The following is a 12,317-nucleotide window of genomic DNA, read 5'->3' as shown; positions in this document are numbered from 1 at the left end:
TAATCTTCCAGTATGCCAGCTTCAACAACTCTCGCGCCCTGCACTTCTTCTTAGGAGCATGGCCGGTAATCGGAATCTGGTTCACCTCTTTAGGTGTCAGCACCATGGCATTTAACTTGAATGGATTCAACTTCAACCAATCTATTCTTGATTCTCAAGGTCGCGTCATCAACACTTGGGCGGACATCCTCAACCGCGCTAACTTAGGATTTGAAGTTATGCACGAGCGCAATGCTCATAACTTCCCCTTAGATTTAGCGGCGGGCGAATCTGCACCTGTTGCTCTCCAAGCTCCTGTTATCAACGGTTAAGTTGAAAGACTAGCTTAGAGTGTTTCGATTCTAAGACAATCTAATCAAAGCCCTCCGGATGGAGGGCTTTTTTAATCACCTATCAAATGCTGTTAAATTAAATGCCGTGACTCTTGCCAATGACCCAATGACGGCGAAAAAAGCGCGATAAAGCTGATTCTTCTAGGGATAAATAAATTGGTCTACCGTGGGGACAAGTGCGGGGATTTCGCGTATTTTTCCATCGATCGAGAAGGGTTTGCATTTCCGGTACAGTTAAAGGTTTTCCATTACGAATTGCACTGCGACAAGCGGTTGCAACTTGCGCTTCTCGGATGTCTCCTCCCCAACTTAATTCTAGAATTGCATCAACGCGATCGCTTCTCGTTGCTAACATTTCGGGAATCGTCCGAATTGCCCACATTTCTTCCCCAAAAGATTCAATTTCTAAACCAATACGCTGCAATTGTTCCACTTGAGAAGGGGTTAATTGACTGAGAATCATCGGCGGTTCAATGGGTACGAGTTGCCAAGCATCCTGCAATTGTTCGTATAATACTCGTTCGTGGGCGATGTGCTGTTCCACTAACCATAATCCCCCGGAATGTTCGGCAACAATATACATTTTACTGACCTGTGCGACGGCTTGTAATGCCATCAAACCCATTTCATTTTTGATAGTAGCTTGCGGTTCAATCCTGCGATCGAGATGATAGCCTGCTTGTTCTTCAGAAACTTTGAGAAGTTTGCCAATACGTTGATTATTTACAGTTGTCCCTAAATCCGTGGGACTCATTCGCAAACTTTGGGCGATCGCCTTGCCAATTTCTTCTCGCCACAAGTCCAAATTATGGAGATAAATTTCAGTTTTTGCGGGATGGCGATTCCAATCAATTTGACCTGGATCGAGAGTTAAATGCAGAAAACACAAGGTATAGCGATCGCGGGGTAAAGTTTTGGCAAAACTAGAAATGATGGTTTGTTCTAGTTGCGGCGATCGCACAAAACGACCATTAACGGCCACTTTTACCCAATCCAATCTGCGGCGATGACAGCGATCGGGTAAACCGATGGCTAATTCAATTTTAGCGGGGAATAAAGGGGCATTTTCGGGATTAACATCAACACTTAAATAGTGCAGATCGCTGGCATGAATGCGCTTGAGAAATTGCGGAATAATCTCTTTGACTGTCTTGCTAGGAAAAATCTTAAACCAGAGTTGTTCATCTTGCCAAACTTGCCAAGCGATGTGAGGATGACATAGGGCTAAATGGTGAATAATTGTTTGAATTTCCTTCAATTGCTGGGATTTTGCGGGTAAACCCTGACGACGCACGGGAATATTACCAAATAAGTTGGCGACGGTGACAATGGTACCGGGGGCGATCGCGGTTATTTCTTCCTGAATGGGTTTCCCGTCGCGATCGTATTTTATGCGCCATCCTGCTTCTTCTAACTGCGATCGGCTGCATATTTCCAACTCTGACAACTGCGCCAAACTATGTAAGGCTTCCCCGCGAAATCCCAAGCTGGTAATCTTCCATAAATCTTCAGCCGTGTAAATCTTACTGGTACTGTGAGGCTTTGCACAAAATCTTAAATTTGTCAAGTCCATACCTCGACCATTATCGGCAATTTGTACTCGCCACAAATCGGGAAACATGGAAAGAGTTAAGCGTGTCGCCCCCGCATCAATGGCGTTTTCCACCAATTCCCGCACCACAGAAGCTAGAGAATCAATCACTTCTCCGGCGGCAATAATATTAATAACTTCGGGGGGGAGAGATTGAATCGTTGGGCTCATAATTTGTAATATTAACAGCTTCCTTCTTCTTTTTGTTCTCGTATTCTGCAAAACTTCACAACTTCTTGACAATTTGTTGCTAACGTGGAAAAAACATTGACAAAACTGTTTATTTATTGAAAATAGAAATAGGAATTTAAAAACGATATTCTAACTATAATAACCAGTTTAAGAAATGCGACAATTTTTTCTTTTCCTACTCTTGATTGCTCTTTTTTTCAATAAAAATGTGAGGTTTAAAAATGCAAATTACTTTTTCATCTCCTTTGTCTTCCCCTAACCAGAAAATCGATCGCTTTCAACTCATCCGCTATTTCTCTATTGCTAGTTTAACAGCTTTCTCAATTGTGATTGTAGTATTGGGAGAGTTTTATCGACAACAATCAATTAAAATTCTCATCGAAAAAGGAGAAGAAAATAATGTTGCTTTAGCAAAGAGTTTCTCCAATACTATTTGGTCGGAATTTTCGGATTTTGTTGATTCTACCACTGATTTGAGCAATGAGGAACTCAAAAGCCATCCAGAAACCGAACTACTACGGCAAAAAATTCTCAATCAGATGGAAGGATTGCCTGTTGTTAAAGTAAAAGTTTTCTCTCTCTCAGGACGAATAATTTTTTCAACAGAACCCAAGCAAATAGGAGACTATAAAGAGGATTATTCTGGATTTATTGCCGCGCGATCGGGACAACTTCAAACAAAATTAGGTCATCGAGAAACATTTAGTGCTTTTGCTGAACGAATTCAAGATAGACAATTACTCTCTAGCTATGTTCCCATTCAAAGAGGCAGAAATAGTGCAGAAATTGAGGGAGTTCTCGAACTTTATAGTGATGTTACGCCACTTTACACAAAAATAGGGCAGCTTCAGCGATCGGTCACGCTAGTTTGTACCCTAATTTTAAGTATTCTTTATCTTGTTTTGTTTTTAATTGTCAAGCGTGCCGATCGCATTATCCAAACCCAACACCAAGATTTACAAATTTCGGAACAACGTTATAAGGTGCAAGCAGACGAACTTAAACAAGCACAATCTCAACTGGTTCAAAATGAAAAAATGTCCGGTCTAGGAAAAATGGTTGCTGGATTGGCCCATGAAATCAATAATCCCGTCAGTTTTATTCACGGCAATATAGCCTATGTCAGCGAATATGTTGCAGACCTGTTAAAAATCGCTAATGTTTATCAAAATAAAGAATCAAAAGTGTCCAATAGTCTTAAAAAACAACTTGAAGACATCGATCTAGATTTCCTGATTGAGGATTTGCCGAAATGCTTAAAATCCATGCAAGTTGGTACGGAGAGAATCCGAGAATTGATTTTATCTCTACGTATTTTTTCTCGTCTCGATGAAGTAGGAATCAAAAAAGTCGATCTGCATCAAGGGATTGAAAGTGTGCTGCTAATTTTGAGCAGTCAACTGAATAATAAAATCACAATATCTAAGCAATATGGAGATTTACCGATGGTTGCTTGTTATCCCGTACAAATCAATCAAGTTTTTATGAACATTTTGAGTAATGCGATCGATGCGTTGCTTGCCCAAACTGATAATGAAAACAAACAAATTGAGATTGTTACTCAAACGAGGGACGGCGATCGCGTTCAAATTCTCATTCGCGATAATGGTCCTGGTATTGCACCAGAAATTCAAGCGAAAATCTTCGATCCTTTCTTCACCACTAAAGCGATCGGCAAAGGGACGGGACTGGGACTCTCAATCTGTTATGAAATCATGCAAAAACATCACGGGGAATTGCGCTGTCATTCCCGAGGAGGAGGGGGTACGGAATTCACGATCGCCTTACCCATCGAACAAACCCTCTGAATTTTCCGGCTTTTCCTGACTCAACTTTGAGGAAATGCTATATTATCGTTTCATTGGGAGAAATTTCGTCACACGCGAGAAAATCCCATGCAAACATCGGAATCACGAATGACTTGAGGGAGCAACCATGTCCGAGGAGAATAATACCGACACGCAAAATGTAGGTCTTTATACAAAATCTGTCGCACTCGAAGGGCGATCGCTAGAAAAACAGGCCGATGTGTTGATGGACGATCTTTTCTCAGACATCGATATGCTTTTAGAGGGGAACGGTCAACTCCCCACCCAAACCGCAAAAGCCGAGTATGTCACCCTACAATCTGTTGTAGTTCCCTCGATTACCCTCCCCACTGAGGAGTTGGCAAAAAGTGGAGAGAATAGGAGTCAATCTGAAAACAGAAAGGAAAAACCGCGATCGCGTTTCTCCTTAAAGAAAAATAAAGCCAAAAAAGCCCAATCTTCCCCCACAGAAAACACCTCTTCCTTTCAGATCGGCCAACACGCGGATAAGATTTTATTTGGTGTTGCCTGTTTATCTTTGCTCGGTGTTGGGATTTGGTTCTTTACTCGGGGAGGATTGGAGAGAAAAGAACCTGTAGTAGAACCAACTCTTCCGACCCCACAAAACGAATCTAAAAATCCCGTCATTCCTGCTTCGGAAGATGCTCCCTTTATCGAGTATATGCTGCGATCGCTGAAAGTCATCGCCAGTAAACCCGAAACCCCTCAAGCCCAACAAACCGCATCTCTTCCCACCCCCGACGGCGATCGCGGTGCCCAAACCTCTGCAACTGGCTCCTCTGTACCCCAAGTCATCGAACGGGTTTATATTCCCGTGTATCCCCCCAATCCCAATTCTACAACCCGAAATAGCCTCTCAGAGGCAGTTGTCCCTCCCCAACCTTCCCCAACCCCCCAACCTTCCCCAACCCCCCAACCTTCCCCAACTCCCTCAGCAACTTCAACTCCTTCACCTCAGAAACCTCAACCTAAACCCAGTGTATCGCCAACCCCTGTTGATACCAGCAAAACAGTTCTCCCGGAACCCCCTCAAGAAAGATTAGGAGCTTATCGCGCTAATGATTTACCGAACTTTGATGAGTTAGAATTACCCTTAGAGACTCTGGGGAATCCTCCTGCTGTCGAAGAAAGTAATGATATCAAACTGGCAGGAGTTCTTGATGCAGGAGACAATTCTGTGGCTCTTTTTCGCATTGAGAACTCAACCAAACGCATTGCGATCGGGGAAGCGATCGGTGGGAGTGGCTGGTCATTAGTCCGGATCGAAGGTCAAACGGCAGTGATTCGACGTAATGGCGAAATTCGTTCCGTGTATGTTGGCCAAATCTTCTAAAAGAATAACTTGTCTATCTTCCTATTCCCTATTCCCTATTCCCTATTCCCTAATTAATAACTGAAATGGGTTTATTTGATGAATTTGGTAAATTTCTAGAAGATCGCTTAGATGAGTTTTTGCGGGATAATCCCCATTTGGAACTCCAGGCGATCGAGGAACAGGTGAGAGAACAAGAAGAAGATACTCGCCGCTTAATCTTAAATTTGCAACGTCAAGAACAGCAAATTCAAGACGAAATTCTGGCGATCGCCAAGGATATCGAACTGTGGCATAAGCGCATCAGTAAGGCAGAAAGCTCGGGTAGAGAGGACTTAGCTCAAGCAGCCAAAGAGCGAGAAGCTGCTCTTCTGCGTCAAGGTAATCAAAAATGGGGACAAATGGAAGGGGTCAAACAAAATCTCATCAAAGCTAAAGAATTATTACAACAAACTCAACAAAAACGTAAAGAAGTGCAAGCAAAAGCTGCCGAAGCAGTGCGATCGCCGGCTCAAACACCACCATCGAGTTCGACTTCCGGTTGGGAAGGAGCTGGGGCATATCGTAGTATTAACACGGGATACGATCCCCTAGACGATCGCTTCCGTCAATGGGAAATGGATGAGGAAATCGAGCAAATAAAGCGGGATATCGGGAAATAATGGCGTGGCGAGAGAATAATACTAAATACCACAATTTGACCCGCAAACATTTTTTTTTGCGAGCTTGTGCTACCATCTGTGATATATTTGCACAAAATTTTTTTGAGGAAAAATGGGCAAGGTTCTGGTGTTAAACGCCTCCTATGAACCGCTCAATATCACCACTTGGCGACGAGCGGTCGTTTTGTTGCTCAAAGGAAAAGCCGAGCAACTGGAATACCAAAAAGCGGAATTGCGGACTAGATTTCCCATTCCCACGGTTATTCGCCTCCGTTATTATGTTCGAGTTCCCTACAAGGAAATTCCTTTAACCCGGAGGAACATCTTAGAACGCGATAACCACACTTGTCAATATTGTTATTACAAGGGGGATAGTTTAACCCTCGATCATGTTAATCCACGCTCTCGCGGGGGTGGGGACAGTTGGGAAAATCTAGTTGCGGCCTGCGTTCGCTGTAATGTCAAGAAAGGCAGCCGTACCCCAGATGAAGCAAGTATGCCTCTGCTTTCTAAACCTCGTCGTCCCTATAGTAGCCTATATTTTGAGATTGCCCGCTCTATTCGTAGCGGCCATCATCAGGAATGGCAAAAATATACAATTGGGATTTAGTTAAGTATTAATGAACTGTGGTTAACGAGATGGGCGATCGCGGCGATCGTTTATATCCCCGTGTTTTTATTAATTCTGATAATGATCTAAAGTTCTTTTTAGTTCTTGGTGTAAGTCTTCGCGCAACCAATCAGGTGTTAAAACTGTTGCATTAGCACCATATTGCATGATTCTTTGGCGAAACCAAAAAATATAATCTTCGGTGGTTTTAATGTCAACAGATTCGCTATTGTATTGTATAACTTCTTCTCGATCGCGTCGGGGTTTGTATTTTGCCAATGCCCCACTCATGCGATAGCGAATGGTGCAGGTAGGAAATTCTGACATTAACCAGCGCGTATCCGACATTCCTCCCACGCTGAGAATGCGATCGGGACGGAAAAGGCGATTTTTCTCAAAGAGTCCGTTTTTGTGGCGAGTATCGGGGACGTGGGCGAATAAATACATGACACCGTTATGAAAGCGTAATTCCGAGCGATCGAGATCCCATGTGAGGGTCTCTCCTTGGCTATCGCGATAGAGAATTGTATACCTGTATTTTTGTTCCAATCGTTCTTGGAGTTTAGTGACGATTTCGGGGTCGATATCTTTGCCGTAGTCAAAGGGGGGACTAAAATCAAAGTGAATATCAGAGGAGCGATCGCTTTCCGAGAGCCTGCCTATATTTTTGATCTGTCCGGCTTGCCCAGTAAATCCCATTTGCGAGAGAATATCTGCGGCAAGTGAGAGAGCCTCTCGCTGTTTCAGGGACAAAAGTACGGGAAAGTTCGATTCTTGTAGCACATAAGGGCGATTGGGGGCGCTATCAATTGAGAAACCGCACTCTCTTAATTTGCGAATGGTGCGGGTGAGTTTTTGCAGGACATCATCGGAGGGTTTGTCGTTGCGATCGAGGAAGCGATCGAGCAGTTCCCCCAGTTCCTCTCGCTTGCGGGGTTTTTCGGCGAGGAGTCTGAGAATTTCGAGGGCAAAGGCTATTTGACTGTAGCGATCGCTTTTCGTGGATGTCATAACACCTTTGAGTAATCGGCGGTTAGAGGAATATAATTAAAGTTAGAATTGCAGATTAAAACTGATGGCGCGTATTATTTTAGAAAAAATTAAGCCGAGTTTAATGGAGCAACTCGAAGCTCTCGCACGAGCCAGCGATCGCAGTTTGGAAGAGGAAGTGCTGGCAATTTTGGAACGAGTATTAGAACCTGAAGTCGTCATTCATCCTGAAAAAGCAGGATGGCAACCCGGTTTTTTTGAGGAAGTGATTGGGGGCTGGCAAGGAGAACCACTAGAGAGAGAATCTCAACCGCAAGAACAGGAACGAAAACTTAGACTTTTTTGATGCACTTCTGCCGTACAGCAGCAAATTTCCTTACCCGTAGGCTGTAGCAATAGCATAACCATTGGTGTCAACTGCCTAGGGTTCAAACCCTAGGCTTATAGCTTAAACCTGCTTAAGCCGGTTAAGGTTTCTTCAGGTTTAGCTGGCTTTAGCCTGCTTGAGCTATGAGCCAAGAACTTGAGTTCTTGGTGGGGTTTATAATTCAAGATTGCGCGATCGCTTGTCAAGACTTGGCTTGTCTCCGTTTTGGCATGGGTTTGCGTTGAATTTGAATCAACTCCCGATTCTCCTCCAAAAATGCTTCGATATCCTCTAAGGATACCCAAACGGTCTCTTGATTTGTCAGCTTAACCTTGAACACAGAATATTTGTATTAATAAAAATTGAATAGAGGGACTACGAGCTTACACCAAATATACTAGGTTTCAGTCCCGATACAGGATTCATTTGTGCTTGTTGAGCCGATTTTTCAGTCCCTCTGGAATAATACTAACACTAAATTTTTCAGTTCTAGTATATGGCGTGTATAAAAAGGTTCTAGTATATAAAGTGTAGGCATTGAAGTCCAAGAACAAAGTATATATTGCCAAAACAAGGGCAAATGTGCTAAAAATAAAGACGTTGCCCAAACTACCACATTCAAGCAACGCCCAAAAATTAATCCCTGCGACAAGGCAGGATGTTTTACTATGCCTCATTCTATCCAACTTTCCTTTCTCAGGGAAGGCCAACAAGGCTTTGAAATTGACGAACGCTATATTGTTCGTCCCCCCAAACCCGAGTCTGCAAAGGATTCAGCGAATCTGAAAGCATCTGATAATCCATCTGCGAACCCTTCGCAGTACCCAGAGGACTATGATGCAGCGATCGCACCCGAAATCAGTGCAGCGTGATGCGATCGCATCGACTGTACGCTCGATTTAAAGAAAGGTGATCGCACTGCTCCCAAAATTGCCGAGATGTTGTCATTTTTTGACTATGAGTATCTCGGCAAGGGTATTACGCTAAAAATATCAGCCTTAACAAAGCGAAAATGAAAATTGAATTGAAACCCCTCTTTTCCCAGCTTAATGCAGGGATCGGCGATTGTCCATTGGGGTGCAATACCTCGTGTCTGGTGCGAGAATGCGCTCCTGCTCTCAAACCGCCATCCGATTATACTTGTCCCCTCTCCTCCCATCAAGCGCAAACTCATGCCAGTCTCACTGCTGGCAATGCAGACATCATTTTTAACACCAGTGCGACGGGAGACGGAAAATCTCTAGCAGCTTCCCTTCCCAGTCTGCTCGATCGCAATTTTCGCATGATGGGACTTTATCCCACAATCGAGTTAGTTGAAGACCAAACCGAACAGCAAAAATCCTATCACAAACTCTTTGGTTTAGAGCCAGAAGAACGGATCGATCGCCTCTTTGGGGCAGAATTGAGCCGGAGAGTGGAAGAACTCGAGAGCAATCGCTTTCAAGAACTCTTATTCGCTATCCAAACCAAACCAATTTTATTGGCCAGTCCGGATTTACTTCATTACATCACTCATTTCCGATATCGCGATCCAGCTTATGCTTTGGATTTGCTCCCCTTGAGTTTGGCAGAATTTCCGGATGTTTGGGTCTTCGATGAATTTCATATTTTTGGAGCGCATCAAGAAGCAGCCGTTCTCAATAGTTTAGCCTTGATTCGCCGCACCCAACAAAAGCCTCGTCGCTTTCTTTTTACCTCAGCAACTCCCAAATTTAGCTTTATCGAACAGTTAAAAAAAGCCGATTTCAACGTTATTGAAATTGAGGGAATTTATGCCAGCGAAGCAACACCCGGCTATCGACCCATTCTCCAACCAGCGAGTTTAGAGTTTGTGGAATTAAAGGAAAATAGCGTCCTGAATTGGTTAGTTGAAAATGCACCTAAAATTGCCAATCTACTCGAAACTGAAGCAAAAGGACGCGGTTTAATTATTCTTAATTCGGTGGCAATGGTCAATCGAGTTGTTCGACAATTGCAAACATTATTGCCAGAAGTTGAGGTGCGAGAAATTAGCGGACGCATTGATCGCCTCTCCCGACGACAGACGCAAACCGTATTGCAGAAAAGCGATCGCCCGGTTCTCGTGGTGGCAACTTCAGCCGTAGATGTGGGAGTCGATTTTAAGATTCATCTTCTCATTTGTGAGAGTAGCGATGCAGCCACTGTGGTGCAGCGATTGGGACGTTTGGGGCGACATTCTGGATTCTCAGCCTATCATGCTTTTGTCCTAATTTCTGGTCGTGTTCCTTGGGTTATGGCTCGCTTACAAGAGAAATTAACGGCAGGGCAAAGCGTCGATCGCCAAACCCTGCGGGATGCCATTGAAGAAGCATTTGCATCACCGCGAGAATTTGCAGAATATCGCAATTGTTGGGGATCCTTGCAAGCCCGAGGAATGCTCGATCGCATGGCGCAAGAGAATCAAAAAGTGAGTCAAAATGTGCGCGATCGCATGAGCGAGGATTTCCGCAGGATTTATGGGAATAAACTGGATGCAACCCGCAAACGTTGGTACGCACTGGGTCGTATTGATACAGGTAAAGCCATTCGTAACGAACTGTTGCGCTTTCGCGGGAGTTCTGCCTTGCAAGGGGCTGTTTGGGACGGCGATCGCTTCTACACCTACGATCTGCTGCGACTTCTCCCCTATGCCTTAGTGGAACTTTGCGATCGCCAAACTTTTCTCAATGCTGCGATGCGATCGGGACACGGAGAGGAAGAGTTTCCTAAACCTCACATTCACGTTTATTTGAAAATAATAGAGTGGCTGGACGAGCGTTGCAATCTGAGTTTTGCTTGCGATCGCGATAGTCGCGAACTAAAAACCGGACAACTCTCTCTCATCGATAATTTAATCGTTATTGGGCATCCTCAATCAGAAGTCGAAAGTTGTTTGAGCCAGCGAGAAATTCTCACTTTCCTTGTACCCGTCGATCGCAACAACAAGAACAGTCATTGGCAAGTGAGTCGCCATCTCCATCTCAATCCTCTATTTGGACTTTATCGGCTCACCGATGGCGCAAAACAAGCCTATGCTTGTGCTTTTAACCATGATGCCTTACTACTCAATGCCCTCAACTGGCGATTGAAAAAGTTTTATCAGACTCAACCTCAATCGTTAATTTTCTAAAAATCGAGTTGTTGTCATTTTTTGACTATGGGCTGAAAAAAAACAGTTGTAATCTATAAATAACCCGATCGCAGGGACACAAACCATGAAAACAATTTTACAAACGGTTCTGTTGGAAACGTTACCCGCAGAGACCGACCCTATTTTACGCGCTTATATTACCACTATTGTTCCGGCAATGGAACGAGAATTTGCTGATTTACCTGCTTTGGGAGGATCGGAAGAGATTCATAAAAAGATTTTAAACGATCTTGGCGATCCGAAAGCTGTAGAAAAATCCCAACGTTGGGCAAAAAAAGCCGATCAAAGTTTGCTCGTTCATGTTTTGAATGCTTTACTCGTGGGTTGGAATCTCACTCCTTTTCTCAATCCTGCTTTAACCGATGAGGAAAAGTATCTGTTTTGTTTGGGAATTACTCTCCACGATTACAACAAATACTGCAACGGAGAGGGTGAAGATGCCCCAAAAGCCTACGAAATAGAGGATATTCTTGCTTTATGTCAACAACTAGGGGAACGGTTAAATTTTACAGAATTCTGGCCAGAGTGGTCGGAATATCTCACAGAAATTGCCTATCTCGCTCAAAATACGCAATTTAAGATTGGTGCAAATCCCATCCCCGCAAACTGGCCGCCTTTTAAAATTGAAAGCCGTCGCTTGCAACTCCCTTTACGTCGTCTCCTTGCTTTTGGCGATATTGCCGTACATATACAAGACCCTGGCGAAATCGACATTTCAACAACAGGGAAGCGCTTGCACGAACATCTTCGCTTTCTCGGCATCCGCAAGCGGCTCATTTATCATCGCCTGCGAGATACTCTAGGAATCCTCACAAATGGTATTCACAATGCAACGTTATATTTTACGCGATCGCTAGATTGGCAGCCTATTCTCTATTTTGCCCAAGGAGTCGTCTATCTTGCCCCTCCTCAAGCAGAATTGCCAAAACGGGAAGAATTGCAAACCTTGATTTGGCAGCAAATCAGTCAATTACTTAGTGCTAAAATGCTCGGAGGTGAAATCGGATTTAAGCGAGATGGAAAAGGCTTAAAAATTGCCCCTCAAACTCTAGAATTGTTTGCTCCTGCTCAACTCATTCGTGGCTTTTCTAAAGTTATTGACACAAAAGTAGGCAATTTGAAAAATCCAGCGACTCCAAAACGTTTGGAAAAATTGGGATTGAGTGAAGAGGAATTACAACAACTCTCTCGCGGTGCAGATTTACGCAGCGATCGCCTTGCAGAATTATTATTTATTCTGCAAAAGGAATTTTTTGCTAATTCTCCCGAGTATATTACATG

General features: G+C 43.7%; 10 protein-coding genes and 1 pseudogene. 9 read left to right on the top strand and 2 right to left on the bottom strand.

Going from position 1 to position 12,317, the window contains the following annotated elements:
* Positions 1-311: pseudogene (locus VB714_RS05505) on the top strand (photosystem II q(b) protein); the annotation flags it as partial.
* Between the two features lie 97 nt (positions 312-408).
* On the opposite strand, the gene mutL reads toward VB714_RS05505, so the two are convergent.
* On the bottom strand, positions 409-2,094 hold the full coding sequence (gene mutL, locus VB714_RS05500) for a DNA mismatch repair endonuclease MutL (RefSeq protein ID WP_323221970.1): 1,686 nt from the start codon (positions 2,092-2,094) through the stop codon (positions 409-411).
* A gap of 242 nt (positions 2,095-2,336) precedes the next feature.
* Here mutL and VB714_RS05495 point away from each other — a divergent pair, with 242 nt between their 5' ends.
* The 4 genes from VB714_RS05495 (at position 2,337) to VB714_RS05480 (ending at position 6,528) form a co-directional block, all read left to right on the top strand.
* Positions 2,337-3,923 carry a sensor histidine kinase gene (locus VB714_RS05495; RefSeq protein ID WP_323221968.1) on the top strand — a complete coding sequence of 529 codons (1,587 nt, stop codon included), beginning with the start codon at positions 2,337-2,339 and terminating at the stop codon, positions 3,921-3,923.
* Positions 3,924-4,050: 127 nt separating this feature from the next.
* Positions 4,051-5,277, top strand: a complete 1,227-nt coding sequence (locus VB714_RS05490; RefSeq protein ID WP_323221966.1) for a hypothetical protein — start codon at positions 4,051-4,053, stop codon at positions 5,275-5,277.
* 65 nt (positions 5,278-5,342) lie between these two features.
* Positions 5,343-5,918, top strand: a complete 576-nt coding sequence (locus VB714_RS05485) for a TIGR04376 family protein (RefSeq protein ID WP_323221964.1) — start codon at positions 5,343-5,345, stop codon at positions 5,916-5,918.
* 112 nt (positions 5,919-6,030) lie between these two features.
* A complete protein-coding gene (locus VB714_RS05480; protein WP_323221962.1) occupies positions 6,031-6,528 on the top strand; it encodes an HNH endonuclease in 498 nt (165 codons plus the stop codon).
* Positions 6,529-6,597: 69 nt separating this feature from the next.
* Here VB714_RS05480 and VB714_RS05475 read toward each other — a convergent pair whose 3' ends face one another.
* A complete protein-coding gene (locus tag VB714_RS05475) occupies positions 6,598-7,539 on the bottom strand; it encodes a WYL domain-containing protein (protein ID WP_323221961.1) in 942 nt (313 codons plus the stop codon).
* Positions 7,540-7,603: 64 nt separating this feature from the next.
* Between VB714_RS05475 and VB714_RS05470 the strand changes: the two genes are divergently transcribed.
* The 4 genes from VB714_RS05470 to cas10d all read left to right on the top strand — a co-directional run.
* Positions 7,604-7,864, top strand: coding sequence for a hypothetical protein (locus tag VB714_RS05470; protein WP_323221958.1), 261 nt, complete (start codon positions 7,604-7,606; stop codon positions 7,862-7,864).
* Positions 7,865-8,553: 689 nt separating this feature from the next.
* Complete coding sequence (locus VB714_RS05465; RefSeq protein WP_323221957.1) at positions 8,554-8,757, top strand: hypothetical protein; 204 nt, start codon at positions 8,554-8,556, stop codon at positions 8,755-8,757.
* A gap of 140 nt (positions 8,758-8,897) precedes the next feature.
* Positions 8,898-11,015: a type I-D CRISPR-associated helicase Cas3' gene (cas3, locus tag VB714_RS05460; protein WP_323221955.1), complete on the top strand. Its 2,118-nt coding sequence runs from the start codon at positions 8,898-8,900 to the stop codon at positions 11,013-11,015.
* An 85-nt stretch (positions 11,016-11,100) separates the two neighbouring features.
* Positions 11,101-12,317, top strand: a 1,217-nt coding sequence (cas10d, locus tag VB714_RS05455) for a type I-D CRISPR-associated protein Cas10d/Csc3 (protein ID WP_323221953.1), incomplete at its 3' end; no start/stop codon positions are given.

The organism is Spirulina sp. 06S082 (assembly GCF_034932145.1).
Classification (GTDB): Bacteria; Cyanobacteriota; Cyanobacteriia; order Cyanobacteriales; family Spirulinaceae; genus CCY15215.
The sequence above is the reverse complement of the archived record's forward strand: the minus strand, read 5'-3'. Positions and strand labels throughout refer to the sequence as shown.